At 61.0% G+C, this 20528-nt stretch carries 20 protein-coding genes and 2 tRNA genes; 12 read left to right on the top strand and 10 right to left on the bottom strand.

The genetic code is table 11. The features are described from left to right. Positions 1–34: 34 nt before the first annotated feature. The 3 genes from IM701_RS06390 (at position 35) to IM701_RS06380 (ending at position 665) form a co-directional block, all read left to right on the top strand. A tRNA-Lys gene (locus IM701_RS06390) sits at positions 35–110 on the top strand. 46 nt (positions 111–156) lie between these two features. Beyond that, positions 157–232 (top strand) — tRNA-Lys (locus IM701_RS06385). A 91-nt stretch (positions 233–323) separates the two neighbouring features. Continuing rightward, on the top strand, positions 324–665 hold the full coding sequence (locus tag IM701_RS06380; protein ID WP_193828128.1) for a putative quinol monooxygenase: 342 nt from the start codon (positions 324–326) through the stop codon (positions 663–665). A gap of 70 nt (positions 666–735) precedes the next feature. Here the strand turns inward: IM701_RS06380 and IM701_RS06375 are convergent, their stop codons facing one another. Beyond that, a complete protein-coding gene (locus tag IM701_RS06375; protein ID WP_052241876.1) occupies positions 736–3669 on the bottom strand; it encodes a TonB-dependent receptor in 2934 nt (977 codons plus the stop codon). 370 nt (positions 3670–4039) lie between these two features. Here IM701_RS06375 and ribH point away from each other — a divergent pair, with 370 nt between their 5' ends. Next, positions 4040–4459, top strand: a complete 420-nt coding sequence (gene ribH, locus IM701_RS06370; protein WP_039331220.1) for a 6,7-dimethyl-8-ribityllumazine synthase — start codon at positions 4040–4042, stop codon at positions 4457–4459. Positions 4460–4463: 4 nt separating this feature from the next. On the opposite strand, the gene IM701_RS06365 is transcribed toward ribH, so the two are convergent. From IM701_RS06365 to IM701_RS06350, 4 genes are read right to left on the bottom strand one after another with little or no spacing between them, the layout of a single operon-like run. Further along, entirely contained in the window at positions 4464–4991 is a 528-nt protein-coding gene (locus tag IM701_RS06365) for a DUF1254 domain-containing protein (protein ID WP_193828127.1), read from the bottom strand. Further along, a complete protein-coding gene (locus IM701_RS06360) occupies positions 4988–5587 on the bottom strand; it encodes a DUF1214 domain-containing protein (protein ID WP_039331224.1) in 600 nt (199 codons plus the stop codon). Before IM701_RS06360 ends, IM701_RS06365 begins: the two co-directional genes overlap by 4 nt. After that, on the bottom strand, positions 5574–6668 hold the full coding sequence (locus tag IM701_RS06355) for a hypothetical protein (RefSeq protein ID WP_193828126.1): 1095 nt from the start codon (positions 6666–6668) through the stop codon (positions 5574–5576). The genes IM701_RS06360 and IM701_RS06355 overlap by 14 nt, the downstream gene beginning before the upstream one ends. Next, entirely contained in the window at positions 6668–7756 is a 1089-nt protein-coding gene (locus IM701_RS06350; protein ID WP_193828125.1) for a phosphotransferase family protein, read from the bottom strand. Before IM701_RS06350 ends, IM701_RS06355 begins: the two co-directional genes overlap by 1 nt. A 626-nt stretch (positions 7757–8382) precedes the next feature. On the opposite strand from IM701_RS06350, the gene IM701_RS06345 reads away from it, so the two are divergent. Further along, complete coding sequence (locus IM701_RS06345) at positions 8383–8907, top strand: MarR family transcriptional regulator (RefSeq protein ID WP_039331229.1); 525 nt, start codon at positions 8383–8385, stop codon at positions 8905–8907. Between the two features lie 68 nt (positions 8908–8975). Here IM701_RS06345 and eno read toward each other — a convergent pair whose 3' ends face one another. Then, on the bottom strand, positions 8976–10262 hold the full coding sequence (eno, locus tag IM701_RS06340) for a phosphopyruvate hydratase (RefSeq protein WP_193828124.1): 1287 nt from the start codon (positions 10260–10262) through the stop codon (positions 8976–8978). Positions 10263–10484: 222 nt separating this feature from the next. Between eno and IM701_RS06335 the strand changes: the two genes are divergently transcribed. The 5 genes from IM701_RS06335 (at position 10485) to IM701_RS06315 (ending at position 12580) form a co-directional block, all read left to right on the top strand. Next, complete coding sequence (locus IM701_RS06335; protein ID WP_193828123.1) at positions 10485–11063, top strand: hypothetical protein; 579 nt, start codon at positions 10485–10487, stop codon at positions 11061–11063. Positions 11064–11091: 28 nt separating this feature from the next. After that, positions 11092–11472 (top strand): phage holin family protein, encoded by a 381-nt coding sequence (locus IM701_RS06330; RefSeq protein WP_052241879.1) that lies wholly within the window; start codon positions 11092–11094, stop codon positions 11470–11472. Beyond that, positions 11469–11753 (top strand): hypothetical protein, encoded by a 285-nt coding sequence (locus IM701_RS06325; protein WP_039331235.1) that lies wholly within the window; start codon positions 11469–11471, stop codon positions 11751–11753. Before IM701_RS06330 ends, IM701_RS06325 begins: the two co-directional genes overlap by 4 nt. Position 11754: 1 nt before the next feature. After that, complete coding sequence (locus IM701_RS06320) at positions 11755–12267, top strand: hypothetical protein (RefSeq protein WP_193828122.1); 513 nt, start codon at positions 11755–11757, stop codon at positions 12265–12267. Between the two features lie 91 nt (positions 12268–12358). Then, entirely contained in the window at positions 12359–12580 is a 222-nt protein-coding gene (locus IM701_RS06315; protein WP_062342193.1) for a DUF4170 domain-containing protein, read from the top strand. A gap of 65 nt (positions 12581–12645) precedes the next feature. Here the strand turns inward: IM701_RS06315 and greA are convergent, their stop codons facing one another. The 4 genes from greA to carA form a co-directional block, all read right to left on the bottom strand. Next, the gene (gene greA, locus IM701_RS06310) at positions 12646–13122 is read right to left on the bottom strand and encodes a transcription elongation factor GreA (protein WP_039331241.1); all 477 of its coding nucleotides are present in this window, start codon (positions 13120–13122) and stop codon (positions 12646–12648) included. Positions 13123–13251: 129 nt separating this feature from the next. Continuing rightward, complete coding sequence (carB, locus tag IM701_RS06305) at positions 13252–16575, bottom strand: carbamoyl-phosphate synthase large subunit (protein ID WP_039331243.1); 3324 nt, start codon at positions 16573–16575, stop codon at positions 13252–13254. Then, positions 16575–16799: a methionyl-tRNA formyltransferase gene (locus IM701_RS06300; protein ID WP_193828488.1), complete on the bottom strand. Its 225-nt coding sequence runs from the start codon at positions 16797–16799 to the stop codon at positions 16575–16577. Before IM701_RS06300 ends, carB begins: the two co-directional genes overlap by 1 nt. Positions 16800–16814: 15 nt before the next feature. Then, positions 16815–17987 carry a glutamine-hydrolyzing carbamoyl-phosphate synthase small subunit gene (gene carA, locus IM701_RS06295; protein ID WP_193828121.1) on the bottom strand — a complete coding sequence of 391 codons (1173 nt, stop codon included), beginning with the start codon at positions 17985–17987 and terminating at the stop codon, positions 16815–16817. 160 nt (positions 17988–18147) lie between these two features. Between carA and IM701_RS06290 the strand changes: the two genes are divergently transcribed. Both IM701_RS06290 and dnaG read left to right on the top strand, forming a co-directional pair. Further along, positions 18148–18603, top strand: a complete 456-nt coding sequence (locus IM701_RS06290; RefSeq protein WP_193828120.1) for a GatB/YqeY domain-containing protein — start codon at positions 18148–18150, stop codon at positions 18601–18603. 7 nt (positions 18604–18610) lie between these two features. After that, on the top strand, positions 18611–20470 hold the full coding sequence (dnaG, locus tag IM701_RS06285; RefSeq protein WP_193828119.1) for a DNA primase: 1860 nt from the start codon (positions 18611–18613) through the stop codon (positions 20468–20470). Positions 20471–20528 lie beyond the last annotated feature (58 nt).

Genomic DNA, 20528 nt, shown 5'->3' with positions numbered 1-20528 from the left:
GGGGCGGCTCCCGAACGGGAATGCCTGATGGCATGGACGCATAGCTCAGTTGGTAGAGCAGCTGACTCTTAATCAGCGGGTCCTAGGTTCGAGCCCTAGTGCGTCCACCACCATCGCCTTCCCCTCGCCGCCACCAAGCGGCCCCTTGCCGGGTACGGACGCATAGCTCAGTTGGTAGAGCAGCTGACTCTTAATCAGCGGGTCCTAGGTTCGAGCCCTAGTGCGTCCACCACCTCCCAATCAGCCAGACCTGATGGAAACGCCAATTCCGCCTTGGCGTATGCGCGCCTAGCTTTTTGTCATCACGAACAAGGAGAGCAGGCGTGGAGAGGGTGACACTGTGGGGATGGATCGACTTTGAAGGCAAGGATGCGGCAGCGATTGTTCGCGGTGGCGCGCAATTCATACTGCCGACGTACGAGGAGCGCGGATGCATCCACTATGTCTGGAATGCCGATCCGCTCAAGCCTGACCGTATCTGGGTGTTTGAGGAATGGGACAGCATCGAGGCGCTGGCCGAACATCTCGAAGGGCCACTTTACCGCGCCATGGCCGGCTACCTTGCAGAGGCCGGCATGACCGGTGCAGAGGTCGACAAGTATCGCGTGGTCCAGAAGCAACCGGTGTACGACGGCAGCGGGGTCCCTCAGGCGGCGTTCGACTGACTTGACATAAAAAGCGCCGGAACCCGAAGGCTCCGGCGCAAGGTTTTCGCGTCTGGTTCGACGTCGAAGGTCAGAACTTGAAGCCGGCAGCCACACCGTAGCGGCGCGGCTCCAGCGTGAAGATGTTGGTGAACAGCCCCGAAGACTGGTCCGTCACGTACAGACCGGTCGTTGCGTTGTTATTGGTGATATTCTGGATGTAGCCACGCAGGTACCAGCGATCATCGCGGCCGTTCAGCTGGATTTGGGCGTTCATGACCTCGTAGCCCTTGATCCGGTTGATGTTGCCATTGAAGATCGTGCCGTAGCTTTCACCGGTGTAGTTGATGTCGAAACGCGGTACGATCGACATGTCGCCCATCTCGATGGTGTACTGGATACCAGCCGACCACTTGAACTCCGGCGCCTGCGGCAGTTCGTTGCCCCGGACGTTCTTTTCGATGCCCGAACTGACCCGGATGCCACCGAAGGCGGCACCAGCGGCGCCAGCCGCCTGCGCTGCAAGCGCACCGCAGATAGAGAACGCGCCAGTGGTGTTCGTGCCGGGAATCGGGGTGGTCGGACGCAGGCCGACACCGGCGTTGATGGCGTTTACGAAGCCATTTGCCGCCGCAGCGCTGACGCCGGTTACGGCGCAGTTCGAACCAAGCGTGATGTCCTTGATGATCACGGTGTCCGAGCGCCCCGCCGACACGTCACGGGTATCGACGAAGAATTGATCGCCTACCACCTTGGTCTTGAGATAGCTGGCCGACAGGTTGACCAGCAGGTTCCGCGTCGGAGCCATGATTGCTTCTGCTTCAACGCCATAGATATTCGCGTCAATGTTGTCGTTGACCGAAGTACGCGCGGTGATGCGGCTGAGCTGCAGATCCTTGTAGCGATAGTAGAACGCCGAGAGGTTCAGTTGCAGGGCGCCAAAGCGGTTCTTCGACCCGATTTCAAAGGAATCGACCGATTCCGGCTTGAACGAGTCATTGACCGAGCCGACCGAAAGCGGCGGGTTGATACCGCCTGACTTGTAACCGCGCGAGTATGACAGGTAAATCAGGTTGTCCGGGCTGATCTGGTAATCGAGCACCGCACGGCCGGTGAATCTGCCAAAGCTGACCGAGCGTTCCTGGAATGCCTGCACGCCAGCAGTACCCTTGTCGAAGTCGCCAGCCGTTGCATAGTTCAAGGCATTTTCGAGCGCTTGTGCCCCCACGGGAGCGTAGATTGCACCACCGCCGGCGAACTCACTCGACAGGCCGTTGCTGAGCAAGGTGGTGCGTGCCCGGGTGAACTTCTTGTCGTGGTTATAACGCAGGCCAAGCGTCAGCTTAACCTGGTCATTGAACTTGAAGTAGGTCTCACCGAAGATGCCGTAGCTGTCGAGCGTACCCCGCGCCGTGTTACTGCGGAAGAAGGGCGAAGGACGGAATACAGCTTGGGGACCGAATGCACCAGTTGCTGCTGCCGCCGCGCCGAGAAGGCCCGCCGCATAATCGAGACCGAATGAATTGACGTAGTAATTGTTGTTCGTCGTGATGCCACGCAGGTAATTTGCGCCGATCAGGAAGTTGAACATCCCGTCAAAATCGGAGTCAATGTGCGCCTCGGCAGCGTACTGCTTGTATTCCTGTCCGGACTCGTCGAAATCAAGCGACGTGTTGGCGCAGACTGCCTTGTTGCCAGCACCATAGACGCCAACGTTGTTCGGATCGATGTCGGACTGACAGATCTTTCCGGTGGGACCGTTGGGGATAAGCCTTGCCGCAATCGGGGCGAAGGCAAAGCCCAGCGTCGGGCTTTGTGCGAATGCAGCTAGAGCAGCCAGACCCGGGTTGCCGACCAGGCTGCGCTGCGTGGCGAGGTTGTAGTCAGAACGGCTGCGGACCGTATTTCGCGAGAACCCTGCCGTGACGTTCAGCGTCAGGCCGGTGCCAAGGCTTTGCTGCAGCTTGCCCTGGTAGACTTCTTCCTGCGCGAAATAGGTCGGCAGGTAATCGATGTCGACAGTACGGACGTCTGCCGGGTTAACCACACCGGTATTGGCGTCACCGTCGTTGCTGTAGATGCTGCCGAGGCCAAGCGCAGCAAACGCTGGTGAAACGGCAATGCCAAGGAATTCCCGCGAAGAGAGCAGCGAGGCGAGGGTCGAGTCTGCGTTTGTCGTCTCGTTTGCAAGCTTGTCGGGCAAGCACCCCAGAACCCCGGTCGGATCACGATGACAAAGCTGCTTCTGGATGCGGCTGCGATTGTCGTTTTCGCGGAAATAGTATGCCGAAAGATCGATGGTTGTATCGGGGCTTGGCTCCCAGCGGAGCGAACCACGGAATGCGTACATGTCGCGACCGTCGATACGGCTGTTTGTGCCGATGTTGTAGGTATAGCCGTCACGACGATTATACATGCCCGCCACGCGGACGCCCAGCGTCTCGCCCAGTGGGACGTTAACCATACCTTTCAGCCGGACAGAGTTATATTTTCCGTAGTCAGCCTCGCCTGCAGCACCGAAGCCTGACAGGTCGGGCTTCGCTGTAATGATGTTGACCACGCCCGATGTCGCATTTCGCCCGAACAGCGTCCCCTGGGGCCCGCGAAGCACCTCGATACGCTCGAGATCGAAGAATTCGGTTTCGAAAAGTCGGCTGGAAACCATCGGCATGTCATTGAGATGGATGCCAGTCGCGGCGTCGCAGGAGACGCCAACGCACAAGTCACCGATACCGCGGATGGTAAAGCTGGAGGACGTGAAGTTCGTCTTCGTGAATGTCACGTTTGGCAGCGAAAGCTGCAGGTCAGTCGAGTTCTGGATCTGCTGTTTAGTCAGGTTTTCTGCCGAGAATGCAGAGACCGCGATCGGCACGTCCTGCAGTGACTGGGCCTGGCGCTGCGCAGTAACGATGATTTCCTGCAAACCAATGCCTTCATCGGCGGATTGCGGCGCACTCTGGGCGAAAACCGGTGTAGCGACGGCTGCGGCGCACACGCCCGCAAGCAGGGAAAGCTTGCCCCTCATAGTCAGACCTCTCTCTCCAGCGGCCCCCGTCATTAACCGCGGGTGACCTGGAGACAGGACATAACTTCAGCAATTCTTTGTCAACCGGATAATTAAAAGTGCGGGTTTCCGTAGGGGAATGCCGTTGCAGAAGAGACCATTCTGGCAAGGTTTGCATGAAAATGCATGACATCGTAATGGGGAAATCTATGCATGATACGACATTCTAGTGTGCATATGCTAAATTAGATCGCTATTTCCCCTCACCAAGCGAATCGGTTGCAAGAATCAGCGGCCGAACAATCTCGCCCATGGCCTACCGGCCAAGCTCGCACTATGGCGGGCGCAAACGCGCCCTGCGGATGTGCAATCACTGAAGGATCAAGTTCCAATGGCCAAGTTTCTGATCGTCGAAGCCAGGTTTTACGACCACCTCAACGACATGCTGATCGCCGGTGCCACGGCCGCTTTAAAGGAAGCAGGCCATAAGGTGGAAGTACTCACTGTACCCGGCGCCCTCGAGATTCCCGGCGCCATTGCCCTCGCAGATGAGTCAGGGGATTTCGACGGCTACGTCGCCATCGGTGTGGTCATTCGGGGCGAAACCTATCACTTCGAGATCGTAGCCGGGGAAAGCGCACGCGGCATCATGGCGCTGACAATGGATGGCGTCGCTATCGGCAACGGTATCCTAACCGTCGAGAACGAAGCGCAGGCCATCGTGCGCGCCGATCCTGCGCAGAAGGACAAGGGTGGCGAAGCAGCGAAGGCTGCACTCGCCCTGCTTGCACTTCGCGAACGCTGGGCCTGACCTATCAGCCAACCGGCGCGCAGCGATCGTCGCGGCGCGCCTTGTCGGCCAGATCAAATTCCTTCTGGGTAGGCGCCAACCTACGATCGAGAATGATGCCCCGCTCCGTTGGCGTGTAGATGACCGGCAGTTCGACGGGGTGAACCAGCCCACCTTCCTTTTGAAGGATAAAGCGGATGCCGTCCGGGCTGCGCAGTGAATCCATCACCGCCACGTTGTCTGTATTCGCCGCGAAGACCGATACCGATACGTAGCCCTTGTTTGGGCTGGGCGGGACATCGACAAGTATCGGGCCGGCAGACAAGTCATAGACGCAACTGGCGTAGGCAAGGTCTGGCGACGGACGAACGATCTGCCGGGAAGCTGCGGTCGTGCGATCTGCGAAGCGGAAGACGTTTACGCTTTCTCCGTCGCCGGAGAGCCTCCGCATCGCGATGTGCATTATGACTTGAGGCGCTGCCAATATCGTTGCCATGTGACCGACAGCCACTGCCGCGATGAAGGCAACGCCATATAGCACCCGGCCCCTCACCGGCTTTCTCCGCACGAAATGCGCTCGACCTTCGGGAATGCGATCGAAGCAAAATCCCGCTGTGCTTGCGAAGCAGGATTGTAGATTCGCAGCGTCAGGTCGAACTCGCCCGCTTGCCTGGTTGACAGCCACGGCATGGCCGGATTGGCCGACGGGCCGACTTCCGCCTCCCAGATGCCACGCTGGTCCGGCGTGACTTCCGAGGCGTCGACAGAAAGCGCGTCGTCCTTGTTCTGCGGAAGGTAGTCGTCAGAGGCATATGCGGTGATTGACCACCACTTCCCCGGCAACGGCCCGCCGACCAGCCGGTAATGGCAGTCCTCTCGCAGGGGTTCGCCAAGATCATCGACCTTGCGGGTGAAATAGATTGCCTGGCTGCGGTTGAGCGCCAGCAGTCCTGTCAGCGCCACTCTGGCACGCAGCAAGGGCCCCGCCTCGGCCGATCCGGTTACGCGGCTGCCACTCCAGCCGCTGTACTCCTCGCTTCCCATGCCGACGTGCTTCAGCGCAATGATCGCCGATGCAGCACCGACAACGAGGCCGATCGCGACCATAGCAAGCACGCCGACAGCCTTTGCGGGGCTACGCACCGACATCGAAATATTCAGTGAGGCCCCACGGGCCATATGGGCCGATAACAAGCTGCTCGAAACCACCGATGCCGGTCTCGCCATCGCTGGTGGACACGCGAGAGATGATCTGGACGTGGAGATTGTCGAGCGTTGGAGCCATCGGGTCGAGGTCAGCCAGGACAAAGTCCTCGCGCTCGACGGCGAGCGGCCCATGATAAAGGCCATGCCCCCACTTGGGACTGGTGTAGCCAAGCCCCCTCATCTGAAATCTCACGAGCGGTTCAAACGTCAACGCCAACGAACCTTCGGGCCGCTGGATGGTCAGCATCCCGCCAGCGGGCCACCGTGTGCCCGGCTGCATCGGGGAGACCATGGCTGCGGCGGGGGTTTCGAAGAACGATTCCGTTTCGCCACCGTCCGGTGCGATCACGGCGCGAGTGTTCCACGGCGCACCATGGCGATCAGCGTTGATGTGGAAAAACAGGCTGCGATTTGGCAGATTAACCGGCGTCCATTGCCAGAAGAAGGATGAGACCACGCCATGCCCGTGAGGCTGAGCGTCGGACGCGCCGACGGGACGCACACCCCAACTGCGGTCACGGGTGCCGCAAGTTCCGGTGGCCAGATCAATTCTTTCGCCATCGACTTCGATCCACCCCGTGTAGCGGCCGTTCTGCGTCAGGCGGGTGTAGTCCATGAACGTCCGCGGGCCGATACGATGGATGAACCGTGGCTCTTCAATCGGAAAAGCGCGGCCGGTGAAAGTGAGGTCCGCCGCCAGCCCTTCCCCGCGCACTCGTACCCGAAGGACGTTCAGGGGTTCGATAATCTCAATGCTGATGGGCCCGACCACCAGATCGAACCGCTCCATGTTCAGTTCGCGCGAGGCATGGAGGTTGTACTGAACTCCCTCTCGAATGCAGGAGAAATGGGCATCAGCGACGTTCAGATGCGGGTAGATGCCGAGTGCAACCGCAAAGAACCCGGAGCCGTCGGGTGCATAGCCATTAAAGAAGTATCGATCGTAGAAGTTACGGTCCGTACCGGCATAGGCAATCGGTTCCGGGGTCTGGTGCAGCGGATAGTCGTCTCCCTTGGTCAACATCAGGCAAGCTCCATCCGGCGCTTCAGCGCCCCGAGACTGTCATGTTCAAGCGCAAGTTCGCAGGCACCGCGAGCCATCGACAGGAAATTGGCATCACCACGGTCAGTGCGCACCACGAAAGCGGCACTGAAAACGGCGGTAGACACACCATGGAGCGCTCCAATGCGATAGTCGTCCCAGACATCGTCTAGAGTAAGTGGCGCGCCCAGACGGGTCATTTCAGCGCAGTAGATGTCGAGCAACGCCCGTTCGTTCGGGCGGCGCAATTCCGAGCCGATGCCACAGCCAAGGAAGTACCCGACGTCGGTCAAGCCGCATCCTGCCGCCGCCGTCTGCCAATCCACCAAGGCAATGGGCTGCTGACCTCCCATGATCCCGAAGAGCATGTTGTCGAGCCGAAAATCTCCGTGGAGGAAGGACCGGCGTGAATGTTTCCGATCGAACCACAGGTCGAGATTCTCGTTCAACGCCTCGCAGACCCCCATGAGATCGGGCTCCAGGGCATCGGCATAGCGATCCCGAAAGATTGCCTGGGCTTGCGGGTACAGGTCCCGCAACATCTGGCTCGCTTGCGGGTCGGGCTGCAGCCATGCAGCGTCGAGCACGGGATGGTCCATAGTGGGCGCATGCAGGGCTGCAGCTTGGCGCATGGCTGCTTGCGCCTGAGGCAAGGTACATCCCGCCAGCTGGTTTCCGGCATTACAGGGACCAAGATCTTCGAACAGCAGCACGAAATCGCAACCGTTGTCGTCGAGCATAGCAGCATAGACCTGCGGTACCCGCATCTGTGTCAGAGATGCCACTTCCCGGTAGAACATGACTTCACGTGAATAGAGCGAGAACAGGGCCGCGGTCTGGCAACTGGTAGCATCGCTTGAGGGAAACTTTGCAGCGACAGTTGCTGGAGCCTGAGGTGCATTGTTGGTGTATCGCAAAGTGAACCGTGCGGTATCGCCCACCTGCCCCGTACCGATTGCCTGCCACTCGATATCAGCAATCCGCGCGTCACCCAGCACACCGGCCTTGGCAAGTTGCACTTCAAGCCATGCGACGTCGACCTCGTCGGCGCGCGTCGGAAAATCAGCCATCTCGTTCTCCCGAATGCAGGCTGACAGAGACTGCCATACTTTGGAAGGGCGATTCAAATGACCGATTAAATCAGTGCGAGGGAACGCTCCGTCGTCCGCAGTTTTGGCAGAACGACACATGGAGAAAGGACAGCGATGTGGATGGCCCACTCGAATGGTTTGCAGCCCTGGGTACAATTGTCGCGGCGAGTCTCGTAGCGGCAGACCTGGGGCGTCGTTGGACGGGGTGGGGATTCGTCCTGTTCATGGCGGTGGCAATCACGTGGATCGTGTCGGGGTTGAGGAGCAATTCAGGTTCGCTCGTAATACAGAACGGCGCATTGCTGCTCATAAATGCCTGGGGAGTTTGGCGCTACCTGATCTCACCAAAACGTAGACTGTCGTCCGGTGAGCATTGAACCTGCTCCATTCTGGTTCAACTACGGATGAATACAACACGTCATCATTGCATCATATAATTGAAATTTGCGGATTTCTTTTGGCCATACCCCAAGGACTACGAGCCAGCCCTAAGTGGAACGCCGAATGGCTGCGCCACGCACTCCTGCCAATTTCGCAAAGCTAACAAGGCTGATGGCGGACTGGTCCCGTGAAGCGCTTTGCGGGCGCACAGTAGGGGTGATGGGATGGGCAGGGAACAGGTGAGGTCACGGGCCAGGCGACTCATTTCCGTCGCCAATGAATTGCTCGCGATGGCCCATGAAATGGAATTGAACGAAGGTGAACTGCAGATCGACCGGGAAGCCATCACCATCCCGAAGGATAGCCACGTCTGGGCCGAAGTCGCCAGAACCGCCTATCGCGACAGGCGCCGGCGGTTGGACATTTTCGCAGACGCGACCCTATTTGGAGAGCCAGCCTGGGACATCCTGCTGGACCTTTTTATCGCCGCGAAAGAACGCAAGCGACTGCCGGTCACCAGCGCATGCATCGGGGCGGCAGTGCCAGCCACCACCGCATTGCGCTGGTTGACGGTGCTTGAAGACAAAGGCCTGATCGTCCGTGAAGCCGATGCGACCGACGCCCGCCGCGTGTTCGTCCGGCTGTCGAGCGATGGCTACGAAAAAATGGTGGCCTACTTTTCGAATATCGCCGGTGATCTGCAGAGCGAAGAGGACATCGTGAAGCGCTCACTGAGAATAGCACATTAAACTGCGTGAGAGGGACCGCCCTCAAATTGAGGCTGCCCCTCCGAACGCAAGTTCAGTTATTACGAAGATCAGGCACCAAGCCGACCGAAGGCAGCCTTGCCGGCGTAACGCGCCGATACACCCAGCTCTTCTTCAATGCGGATGAGCTGGTTGTACTTGGCGAGACGATCGGAGCGGGCGAGAGAGCCGGTCTTGATCTGGCCGCAATTGGTGGCAACCGCCAGGTCAGCGATGGTCGCATCTTCGGTTTCGCCCGAACGGTGCGACATGACTGCGGTGTAGCCATTGCGCTGCGCGATCGACACGGCCTCGAGCGTCTCGGTGAGCGACCCGATCTGATTCACCTTGACCAGCAGCGAGTTTGCCAAGCCCTTTCCGATGCCCATCTCGAGACGTTTGGGATTGGTCACGAAGAGATCGTCTCCCACAAGCTGCACGCGCTTGCCAACCTTCGCAGTCAGCGCTGCCCAGCCTTCGAAATCGTCTTCGCTCATACCGTCTTCGATCGAGATGATCGGATAGGCGTCGCAGAGCGCGGCGAGATAGTCAGCCATGGCATCGGGCGAGAGCGAAAGGCCTTCTCCGCTGATTTCGTACTTGCCGTTCTTGAAGAATTCCGTTGCGGCGCAATCGAGCGCGAGCATCATGTCTTCACCGGGCTTGAAGCCCGCCTTCTCGATGGACGCCATCACGAAGTCGAGTGCGTCGCGCGTGCTGGCAAGGTTCGGAGCGAACCCGCCCTCGTCTCCGACCGCCGTTGCGAGGCCCTTTTCGTGAAGACCCTTCTTGAGGGTGTGGAACACTTCCGCTCCCCAACGCACGGCTTCGGCCAGCGACGGCGCGCCGACGGGCATGATCATGAATTCCTGGAAATCGATAGGGTTGTCGGCGTGCTCACCGCCGTTGATGATGTTCATCATCGGTACCGGTAGAACATGAGCAGCCACACCCCCGACATAGCTGTAAAGCGGCAGTCCGCGGGCGTCCGCCGCTGCCTTGGCAACTGCGAGGCTGGTGCCAAGGATCGCGTTCGCGCCCAGGCGGCCCTTGTTTTCAGTCCCATCGAGCTCGATCATGGCGAGATCGATGTCCCGCTGATCTTCAGCGTCCATGCCGAGGATGCATTCCGCGATGTCGGAGTTGACCGCAGTGACGGCCTTGGTCACACCCTTGCCCAGATAGCGGGCCTTGTCGCCATCGCGCAGTTCGACTGCTTCGTGGGCGCCTGTTGATGCACCTGAGGGAACAGCAGCGCGGCCAAAGCTTCCGTCTTCGAGAAGGACGTCGACTTCAACGGTGGGATTGCCACGGCTGTCGAGAATTTCACGCGCATGGATGTCGATGATCGCGGTCATTATCTGCTCCCTGCAGTTCGGCGAGAATTGAGCGCCAAGGTTGCCGCGGCTCCTATCGGCTGGAACCGTGGCAAGCAAGCCGCGTTTGCAGTGCAACATGCCTATCCGGGCCGGTCTTGTGCGCCAAGGCTCTTGCATTCCGCTGCAAGGGTCTAGCAAGATGGACAAGACCGCCCATATCGAGGGTCTAGCACCCGTGCGAACTGCCGAAGGGAAACAAACATGGCCGACACCACAATGACCCCCGCTGACACCCCCAAGAAGCGCGCTTCGAAGGCGGCAGAGAATGTGGTCGCCACTGTAGCCGACACCAACGAAAGCGCCGCAGATACTGCAAAGGGCCGCTTTACCAAGGCTATCGAGGAGGCAAAGGCTGGCGCCGAAGCTCTCAAGGGTGAGGCGATGGAAAAGGGTGCTGCCTACAAGGCCAAGGTCAGCGGCACGACCGCAGACTGGGTCGACGAAGCCAAGGTTTACGCGGGGCAGGCAAAGGAAAAGGGCGCGGCCCTTGCCGTAGAAGGCAAGGCCCGGGCCAGCGACGCACTCGGCGCGTTGGGCAAGACCATCTCCGACACTGCGACCATGATCGACGAAAAGCTGGGTGTGCAGTACGGCGACTATGCTCGCAGCGCAGCGCGTTCGATCCAGGAGACCGCGGCAAAGCTCGAAGCCAAGGACCTTGGCGAGCTTGGCGAGGACGTGAAGGAATTCGTGCGCAAGAGCCCGGGCGTGGCAATCGGTGTTGCCGCGGTGGCCGGCTTTGCCATCGCGCGATTGCTGTCGGGCGGATCGGACGACTGACCGCGCTGAACGCGGCGGCATTGGTCCGATGAGCGAGCACAATTCAACCTGGACGCCTGATCCCTCCCCGTCTGAGGCAGGGATCGGTGCGGCCATCAAAGCCCTGATCGATGACGGGCAAACCCTCCTTGAAGCCGAAATCGCGTACAGGAAGGCTCAGGCGTCATATGGCCTGGGCGAAGCAAAGGCGATCATCGTCTTTCTGCTGCTTGGGTTGGCATTCGGCTTCTTCACCCTGCTGGCAATCGTCGTCGGGCTGTTGCTTGCTCTTGCCCACTACGTGGGCGTTTGGGGAGCTCTTGCCATTGTCGGCGGTGCACTCGCTCTCTTGGCTGTCATATGCCTGGCGCGAGCGACCAAGCGCATCCGCGCTGCCAAGGCGGCGCTCAGCGCAGGAGGGAAGCCATGACCGCCCCACCAGAGTTGGCTGCCGCAAGGGCACTTCGGGATGAAGCGCTGGCCGTGGTCAAGGGCGATCTGGAAATAGCCAAGCTGGAGCTTTCTCCGGGGCGCGTCAAGGAACGTGCGGTGGGGGAAGCCGTTGAAATGCTCGATAGCGCTCGTGCAGTTGCCGACGAGAACAAGGTGGTGATCGGCGTAACCGTCGCTGCACTGTTTGGCTGGTTCCTCCGGGAACCGATCCAGGAATTGGCCGAGCGCGTGATCGACAAAGTCCGATCCGGAGATTGAGATGAGCGAAGAACTGCAAGTAAACGGCGCAGAGACCCTGCGCGAAAAGGTTGACGCGGCCAAGTCGCGCCTGGCGGAACGCACTGCCAGCTCGAAGTCGGTCCAGACCGTCAAGGGGCTGATCGAGGAGCACCCGGTGGCGTCGGTCGCCGCCGGTATACTTCTGGGCGCGCTCGTTGCGAAGGCCTTGCCCTCTGTCGGCCGGCGCAGCACCAAGGCCAGGGGCACCGCTGAAGACGCGGCCAGTTCGTTGCGCAAGAGCGCGTCGGGTCTGGCGGCAGTCGCCGGAAAGCTCGCAATCGACTATGCAACCCGTGCGCGGGACGTTGGTCGTGACGGCCTTCACAAGGTTGAGGAGCTCAGTGGCACGGTTGGCGAAAAAATTGCCGACGGCAGCGAAGAGGCCCGTCGCAAGGCTTTCGATCTTTCCGAGATCGTTCGCTCAGCCGCCATAGAGGCGAGCGAAGCGGCGCTGCGCAAGGTGAACGAACTCACTGCGCGCGTTAAGCCTTAAAAAGGGCTCAGGCGAGCCGTTCGCATGACTTGCGCGCGGCTCGTCTTTTTGTCAGTGGCGCACACGAATCCTCCCCAAAGGAAAGTCGCCAATGCAAAAGCTGCACCTCGTTATGGGCGGGCGGGTCAAAGACCCCCAGGGCCTCGAATTTCAAGACCTCAAGGCAATCGACGTTGTCGGCGTGTTCCCCGACTATGCCAGCGCTGAAGAAGCCTGGCGCGGTGCCGCACAGAGGACCGTGGACGACGCCGAGATGCGCTACGTGATCGTGCACCTCCATCGCCTGCTTGAACCGGCCCTGCCGAAGGATTGAGCAAGCTTATAAAAAAAGGCCCCGGATCGCTCCGGGGGCCTTTTTTCGTTAGTGATGCCGATCGCTCAAATGAACTCGATCTTCTGGACAAGGTAGAACTTGTCGCCCGAGGGGACAGTCACCTCGATCTCCTCATCGACCTTGCGGCCGATCAGTGCCTTGCCGAGCGGCGAGTTGTAGCTGATCATGCCCTTCTTGGCATCGGCCTCGTATGGACCGACGATCTGGTACTTCACCGGCTTTTCGTCATCGTCGAGCAAGGTCACGGTGGCACCGAAGATGATCTTGTCACCCGAGAGAGTCGCCGGATCGATGATCTGCGCGCGGCTGACGCGATCCTCGAGATCGGCGATAGTCGCTTCGACCTGGCCCTGACGTTCCTTGGCCGCATGATATTCCGCGTTTTCCGAAAGGTCGCCATGGGCGCGCGCTTCCTCGATCGCGTCGACGATCTTGGGCCGCTCCTCGCGCAGCGCTTTCAGCTCGGCAGTCAGCTTTTCATAGCCTTCCGCAAGCATCGGCAGCTTTTCCACACTCGCCATCCGTAACTCTCTTTCCTGTCACGCCCCGGTTACCGCTACGGCAACCGAGGGAAAACCTGCCCCCGCCGACCGACGCCGAATGCGCCGAGCCGGACCAGTCTCATGACAATGCCGGGGGACTAATAAGGTTCAAGCATAATAGTCCTGCAACGAACGCACTTCAAGTTCGGCAGAGCGAAGTGCCTCGATTGCCTCGACCGCAGCGACGGAAGCAGCAGCCGTCGTGAAGTAGGGAACGCGCGAGTTCAACGCCGAAGCGCGGATCGATTGCGAGTCCTTGTGGCTCTGCCAGCCTTCAGTCGTGTTGAAGATCAGCGCGATGTCGCCATCGATGATCCGGTCGACGATGTGCGGACGGCCTTCGGCCACCTTGTTCACTCGTTCGATGATCAAGCCCGCATCGGTCAGATAGCGAGCCGTACCACCGGTGGCCACGATCTTGAAGCCCAGGCTGATCGCCTTGCGCACGGCGGGCAGGATCACCGCCTTGTCGCTATCCTTGACCGAAACGAAGATCGTTCCGCTCTGCGGCAGCTTGGTGCCTGCACCAAGCTGCGACTTGGCGAAAGCGACCGCGAAGGTCTTGTCGACGCCCATGACTTCGCCGGTTGACTTCATTTCCGGCGAGAGCACGGGGTCGATGCCGGGGAAACGGGCGAACGGGAACACGGCTTCCTTGACTGCCATGTAGTCGATCTCGCGCTTGATCGCGGGGAGATCGGCCAGTTTCTCGCCCGCCATGACGCGCGCCGCGATCTTGGCAATGGGCGTACCCACGGCCTTGGCGACGAACGGCACCGTGCGGCTGGCACGCGGGTTCACCTCGATCAGATAGACCTCGCCGTCCTTGATCGCGAACTGGATGTTCATCAGACCGCGCACGTTGAGGCCGCGTGCCAGCAAAACCGCCTGGCGCTCCATCTCTGCGATGATTTCGGCTGACAGGCTGTAGGGCGGCAGGGTGCAGGCGCTGTCGCCCGAGTGAATGCCCGCTTCCTCGATATGCTGCATTACACCGGCGACGGTTACATCCGTGCCATCGGCCAGAGCATCGACGTCGCACTCAATCGCGTCGCGCAGGTACTGGTCGATCAGCACCGGGCTGTCGCCCGAGACCTGCACGGCAGTGGCGATGTAGTCATCCAGCTGCGCCTGGCTGTCGACAATCTCCATCGCGCGGCCGCCGAGCACGTAGCTCGGACGGATCAGCACGGGATAGCCAATGCGGCTCGCCACCGCGACGGCCTCATCACGACTGCGGGCAATGCCGTTGGCGGGCTGCTTGAGGCCGAGCTTGGCGACCAATGCTGCGAAGCGCTCTCGGTCTTCGGCAAGGTCGATTGAGTCCGGCGATGTGCCGAGGATCGGGATGCCCGCATCCTGGAGCGCCTGCGCGAGCTTCAGCGGGGTCTGCCCGCCAAACTGAACGATCACGCCGACCAGTTCGCCCTTCGACTGTTCGACCGCGAGGATTTCCAGCACGTCTTCGGCGGTCAACGGCTCGAAGTAGAGGCGATCCGAGGTGTCGTAGTCGGTCGACACGGTCTCCGGGTTGCAGTTGACCATGATGGTCTCGAACCCGGCGTCACCCAGCGCGAAGCAGGCGTGGCAGCAGCAGTAGTCGAACTCGATGCCCTGACCGATGCGGTTCGGACCACCGCCGAGGATGACGATCTTCTTGGCGTCAGTCGGAGCAGCCTCGTTCTCCGGCTCGCCGAACAGCGCGCCTTCGTAGGTCGAATACATGTAGGGCGTGACCGCCTCAAACTCGGCGGCGCAGCTGTCGATGCGCTTGAACACCGGGCGCACGCCGAGCTTGTGGCGCAACGACCGCACTTCGGCTTCGCTGGTGGCACCGGCCATGGCGCGCAGCGCGTCATGCAGCAGGCCCGAGCGCTTGGCCTGGGTCTCTGCCATGCCACCGGCAACGCCAATGCCGCGCACGGCCAGCGTGGCGAGGCGCTTGTCGGAGAAGCCCATCGCCTTCAGGCGGCGCAGGCCCGCCGCGTCGTTGGGCAAGCCATCGCGCTGGATGACGTTCTCGGCTTCGACGATCTCGTGGATATGACGCAGGAACCACGGCTCGTACTTGGTGACGGCGTGGACTTCATCCACCGACAGGCCCTCGCGGAAAGCCTGCGCGATCACCAGCAGGCGATCGGGCGTGGCGCGGGCGAGCGCGGCGGTGATCTCATCGCGGCTGGCGCCTTCGAGGCCGACGACGCGGTTGAAGCCATCAAGGCCGGTTTCCAGCCCGCGCAGGGCCTTCTGCATCGATTCCTTGATGTTGCGGCCAATCGCCATGACTTCGCCGACCGACTTCATTGCGGTGCCGAGCAGCGGCTCCGCGCCCTTGAACTTCTCGAAGGCGAAGCGCGGGATCTTGGTGACGACGTAGTCGATGGTCGGCTCGAACGCCGCCGGGGTGGCCCCGGTGATGTCGTTCATGATCTCGTCGAGCGTGTAGCCCACGGCAAGCTTGGCCGCGACCTTGGCGATCGGGAAGCCGGTGGCCTTCGAGGCCAGTGCCGAGGAGCGCGAAACGCGCGGGTTCATCTCGATGACGATCAGGCGGCCGTCCTTCGGATTCACTGCGAACTGTACGTTCGAACCGCCGGTCTCCACGCCGATTTCCCGGAGCACCGCGATCGATGCGTTGCGCATGATCTGGTATTCCTTGTCGGTCAGCGTCAGCGCCGGGGCGACGGTGATGGAATCGCCGGTGTGGACGCCCATCGGATCGACGTTTTCGATCGAGCAGATGATGATGCAGTTGTCCTTTTTATCGCGGACAACCTCCATCTCGTATTCCTTCCAGCCGAGGAGCGATTCCTCGATCAGGACTTCGGTAGTGGGCGATGCTTCAAGCCCGCCCTTCACGATCTTGACGAACTCTTCCTTGTTGTAGGCAATGCCGCCGCCGGTGCCGCCCATGGTGAAGCTGGGGCGGATGATCGAAGGCAGGCCGGTGCGCTCGAGGATTTCGAGCGCCTCGTCGATGGTGTGCGCCACGCCCGAGCGCGCGGATTCGAGGCCGATCTTGTCCATCGCCTCGCGGAAGCGCTGGCGGTCTTCGGCCTTGTCGATGGCATCGGCATTGGCGCCGATCATCTGGACGCCGTACTTTTCCAGCGTGCCATCGTTGAACAGCGCCAGCGCGGTGTTGAGCGCGGTCTGCCCGCCCATCGTCGGCAGCAGCGCATCGGGGCGCTCTTTCTCGATGATCTTGGCGACGACTTCGGGCGTGATCGGCTCGACGTAGGTCGCGTGCGCCATGTCCGGATCGGTCATGATCGTCGCGGGGTTCGAGTTGACCAGGATGATGCGATAGCCCTCTTCCTTGAGCGCCTTCACCGCCTGCGTGCCCGAATAATCGAACTCGCAAGCCTGGCCGATGATGATCGGCCCGGCGCCGATGATCAGGATGGAGGAGATGTCAGTGCGTTTGGGCATTAGAAGTGCTTTTCCGCGAGTTGCTGGAGCTGTTCATACGCCGATTGGGATAGGCGCAGGCTCTGGGACACTTTCCCAGGCATTGCTCGGTTCTTTGATCCATAAGTGTCGATCTGAACGAATCTTTCTCCGTCCACTTCGACAAGCGAAATAGTTGCTTCAACTTCGGAATGGGCGCTCGACCGATCCAGCTCTTTCTCAGTGAATTCGCGAACGACAGCCATTGCTACCTCCGTTGATTAAAGCATCCCCACGAACTTCTCGAACAAGTAGAAACTGTCCTGCGGTCCCGGCGATGCCTCGGGGTGATACTGCACCCCGAACGCGCGCTTGCCCTTCACCGCGATACCGCAATTCGAGCCGTCGAACAGAGAGACGTGGGTTTCGATCACGTTGTCGCCCAGCGCGCCGGGGGCGTTGTCGACCGCGAAGCCGTGGTTCATCGAAGTGATCTCTACCACGCCGTCCTCGATGCGCTTGACCGGATGGTTCGCGCCGCGATGGCCCTGGTGCATCTTGGTGGTGCGGGCGCCGGCGGCGAGCGCCAGCATCTGGTGGCCAAGGCAGATGCCGAAGATCGGCACGTCGCGCTCGAGCAGCTTCTGGATCACCGGCACGGCATAGGCGCCGGTCGCCGCCGGATCGCCCGGGCCGTTCGACAGGAACACGCCATCGGGATTTAGTTCAAGGATCGTTTCCAGCGAGGTCTCGGCGGGAACCACCGTCACCGCTGCGCCTGCCTTCACGAGGTTGCGGAAGATGTTGTCCTTCGCACCGAAGTCCATGGCGACGACGTGGGGGCGCTTGTCATGCGGTGAGCGGCCATAGCCCTTGCCGAGATGCCAGACCGAGCCTTCCCAAGCCTCTTGTCCATCACGCGTGACGACGCGGGCAAGGTCCATGCCTTCAAGGCCGGGCCAGTTGCGCGCACGCTCGACCAATGCGGGGATGTCGAACTCTCCCTTGGGATCGTGCGCGATCACGGCGTTGGGCGCGCCGCTCATGCGAATGCGGCGGGTCAGGGCGCGGGTGTCGAGGCCGGAAATGCCGATCTTACCCTGCTTTTCCATCCACTGCTGGAAGGTGCCGGCGCTGCGGAAGTTGGAAGGCGCAGTCACATCCTCGCGCACCACGCAGCCGACGGCGCCGGGCGTGTCATGGCTTTCCATGTCTTCGGGGTTGGTGCCGACGTTGCCGACATGCGGGAAGGTGAACGTCACGATCTGCGCCGCGTAGGACGGATCGGTCATCACTTCCTGATAGCCGGTCATCGCGGTGTTGAAGCACACCTCGCCGACGGCTGCGCCGGCAGCGCCGAAACCACGTCCCCAGGCAACAGACCCATCGGCAAGTACGAGGACTCCCGTCGCGCCATCTGGTTGAGGCGCGTGCGAAAGTGCGGGGTCGGCCATGATATGGGGCGCTCCGTTGGCAGGTGTTCTGGCGATGTTGCTAAGGGGCGGCTGCTAGACCCGACTCGACGCAGCGTCAACCTAGCGATTCCCGAAAGTTTGGCCTACATGGAAGGTTTCTCGCCATGACGGCGGAGAACTCCACGGGAAATACGATTACATGATCCGCGATACCATCAAGGCCGCGCAGGTTTCGGCCATGAAAGCGGGCGACAAGCCCCGCCTCGCCGCTGTCCGCCTGATCCTCGCCAAGCTCAAGGACAAGGACATCGAACTGCGCACCGCCTCGGCTGTGCCGGAGGATGACGTGCTCGTCACCGACGTTTTGCAGAAGATGGCGAAGCAGCGCCGCGAATCGATCTCGCTTTATGAACAGGGCGGCCGCCAAGAACTCGCAGACGTCGAGAAGGCCGAGCTTGCGGTGATAGAGGAATTCCTGCCCCAGCAGATGAGCGAGGACGACACCAAGGCCGCCATCGCTGCGATCATCGCCGAAACCGGCGCTGCGGGCATGAAGGATATGGGCAAGGTGGTTGCTGCATTGAAGGCCAAGCACGGCACGCAGCTCGACATGGGCAAGGCCAGCGGGCTGGTGAAGGCGGCGCTTTCGGCCTGACCGCGCCATGAGCCTCTCTCCGCAATGGCTGGACGAACTCCGCTCCCGCATCTCGCTTTCGGGCGTGATCGGGCGGAGCGTTCGCGTCACCAAGGCGGGGCGCGAATTCAAGGCCTGCTGCCCGTTCCATAACGAGAAGACGCCCAGCTTTACCATCAACGACGAGAAGGGCTTCTACCACTGCTTCGGCTGCGGCGCGCATGGCGACGTCATCCGCTGGATGACCGACCATCAGGGCCTGCCCTTCATGGACGCGGTGAAGGAACTGGCGCTGCAGGCTGGAATGGAAGTTCCTGCCCCCGATCCGCGCGCAGCAAGGAAGGCCGAGCAGCAGAAGTCGTTGCATGACGTTATGCAGGCGGCGCAGGACTTTTTCGTACGCTGCCTTGGCGAGGAGCGTGGTGCGGAGGCGCGACGCTATCTCGCCTCTCGCGGGTTCCCGGCGCAGATCGTGCGGGATTTCGGCTTCGGCTTCGCTCCGGATAGCCGCACTGCGCTGAAAGAGGCGCTGTCGGCCTTCCCCGATGAGATGCTCATCGAGGCTGGCTTGCGAATCGTGGTCGAAGGAAAGGAACCCTACGACCGTTTCCGTGGCCGCCTGATGCTGCCGATCCTTGACCCGCGCGGTCGCGTGATTGCCTTCGGCGGACGCATCCTCACTGCGGAAAAGACCGACGCGCCGAAGTACCTGAACTCTCCCGATACGCCGCTGTTCGACAAGGGCCGCACGGTCTACAACCTGCATCGCGCCGGGCCTGCTTCGCGCCAGAGCGGACGCGTAGTGGTCGTCGAAGGATATATGGACGTGGTGGCGCTCGCGGCCGCAGGCATCGGCGAAGCGGTCGCCCCGCTTGGCACGGCACTGACGGAGCATCAGATCGAACGCCTCTGGCGACTGGTCGAAACGCCAACGCTTTGCTTCGATGGCGACAGCGCAGGCCAGCGCGCAGCGATGCGGGCGATCACGCGCGCCCTGCCCCTGCTCCGCCCCGGACATTCGCTGCGCATCGTCACGCTGCCAGCAGGCATGGACCCGGACGACGTCGTGAAAAAGCACGGCGCGGCGGCGATGGAGGAATTGCTGGACGGTGCCCGAAGCCTCGTCGACGTTCTCTGGGAAGCGGAACGCGATGCTGTCCCGCTGGCGACGCCAGAAGACAAGGCAGGATTGAAGGCCAGGCTGCTTGCCCATTGCGAGACCATACAGCACCCCGACATCAAATCGCTCTACAGGCGCGAACTGACCGAGCGATTTGGCGAACTGGCGTTCGCCCGAAAGGAACGGGCGCCTTTTCAGCCACGACCGTCAGGTTCACGCGCGAAAGGCCAGCCCTGGAAACCGGCACCGCCACCACTTGCCGAGCAGGACAAGGCGAAGATGCTTCGCATCGGCACGGGGCCGAGCAACAGCCTGCTGGCAGCCGTGCTCGACGGTCTGATCTGCCATCCGCAGCACATTGCGCGCAATGCTGACGCCCTCGCCCGCCTTCAGCCCGAGAATCCAGACACTTGCGCGCTGATCGATGCATTGCTTGTCATGTCGGACGGGGCACAACCGCTTGAAAGCGCGACCTTGCGCACCATATTGCTGGAACGTGGGCTCAGGCTCCCGTCGGCGCAGGACTATGCCGGGATGCGATTCGGTTTTTTGGCCAGCGGTGGTGATTCGGCAGGAGACGAACTTGCCGAGGCAATTGCCATTCTGGTTGAATGGCCAGCGGTTGAAGAGGCGCTTGTCGAGGCAAACAAGCGCGTTGAAACCGAGCTTTCGGAAGAAAACTTCGCCGAACAGCAAAGATTGATAGCGCGGAGTATGGCTTTGCGTGCCCGTTTGGGGCAAATGGGCCGTGCTCGTGCTGCGTTATAATTATAGCAATGGCGCAAACCGGGTCGCCTTCGGCCCGGTTCTCAGATGGTGGTACCTG

Origin of the sequence: Novosphingobium sp. ES2-1 (assembly GCF_015169775.1) — a bacterium.
Taxonomy (GTDB): Bacteria; Pseudomonadota; Alphaproteobacteria; order Sphingomonadales; family Sphingomonadaceae; genus Novosphingobium; species Novosphingobium subterraneum.
The sequence above is the reverse complement of the archived record's forward strand: the minus strand, read 5'-3'. Positions and strand labels throughout refer to the sequence as shown.

What these genes read in the sequence shown, in the direction of transcription:
- IM701_RS06375 (WP_052241876.1), bottom strand. Translation starts at nt 3,669, where the DNA reads ATGAGGGGCAAGCTTTCCCTGCTTGCGGGCGTGTGCGCCGCAGCCGTC.
- ribH (WP_039331220.1), top strand. Translation starts at nt 4,040, where the DNA reads ATGGCCAAGTTTCTGATCGTCGAAGCCAGGTTTTACGACCACCTCAAC.
- IM701_RS06360 (WP_039331224.1), bottom strand. Translation starts at nt 5,587, where the DNA reads ATGTCGGTGCGTAGCCCCGCAAAGGCTGTCGGCGTGCTTGCTATGGTC.
- IM701_RS06355 (WP_193828126.1), bottom strand. Translation starts at nt 6,668, where the DNA reads ATGTTGACCAAGGGAGACGACTATCCGCTGCACCAGACCCCGGAACCG.
- IM701_RS06350 (WP_193828125.1), bottom strand. Translation starts at nt 7,756, where the DNA reads ATGGCTGATTTTCCGACGCGCGCCGACGAGGTCGACGTCGCATGGCTT.
- IM701_RS06345 (WP_039331229.1), top strand. Translation starts at nt 8,383, where the DNA reads ATGGGCAGGGAACAGGTGAGGTCACGGGCCAGGCGACTCATTTCCGTC.
- eno (WP_193828124.1), bottom strand. Translation starts at nt 10,262, where the DNA reads ATGACCGCGATCATCGACATCCATGCGCGTGAAATTCTCGACAGCCGT.
- IM701_RS06335 (WP_193828123.1), top strand. Translation starts at nt 10,485, where the DNA reads ATGGCCGACACCACAATGACCCCCGCTGACACCCCCAAGAAGCGCGCT.
- IM701_RS06330 (WP_052241879.1), top strand. Translation starts at nt 11,092, where the DNA reads ATGAGCGAGCACAATTCAACCTGGACGCCTGATCCCTCCCCGTCTGAG.
- IM701_RS06325 (WP_039331235.1), top strand. Translation starts at nt 11,469, where the DNA reads ATGACCGCCCCACCAGAGTTGGCTGCCGCAAGGGCACTTCGGGATGAA.
- IM701_RS06320 (WP_193828122.1), top strand. Translation starts at nt 11,755, where the DNA reads ATGAGCGAAGAACTGCAAGTAAACGGCGCAGAGACCCTGCGCGAAAAG.
- IM701_RS06315 (WP_062342193.1), top strand. Translation starts at nt 12,359, where the DNA reads ATGCAAAAGCTGCACCTCGTTATGGGCGGGCGGGTCAAAGACCCCCAG.
- greA (WP_039331241.1), bottom strand. Translation starts at nt 13,122, where the DNA reads ATGGCGAGTGTGGAAAAGCTGCCGATGCTTGCGGAAGGCTATGAAAAG.
- carB (WP_039331243.1), bottom strand. Translation starts at nt 16,575, where the DNA reads ATGCCCAAACGCACTGACATCTCCTCCATCCTGATCATCGGCGCCGGG.
- IM701_RS06300 (WP_193828488.1), bottom strand. Translation starts at nt 16,799, where the DNA reads ATGGCTGTCGTTCGCGAATTCACTGAGAAAGAGCTGGATCGGTCGAGC.
- carA (WP_193828121.1), bottom strand. Translation starts at nt 17,987, where the DNA reads ATGGCCGACCCCGCACTTTCGCACGCGCCTCAACCAGATGGCGCGACG.
- IM701_RS06290 (WP_193828120.1), top strand. Translation starts at nt 18,148, where the DNA reads ATGATCCGCGATACCATCAAGGCCGCGCAGGTTTCGGCCATGAAAGCG.
- dnaG (WP_193828119.1), top strand. Translation starts at nt 18,611, where the DNA reads ATGAGCCTCTCTCCGCAATGGCTGGACGAACTCCGCTCCCGCATCTCG.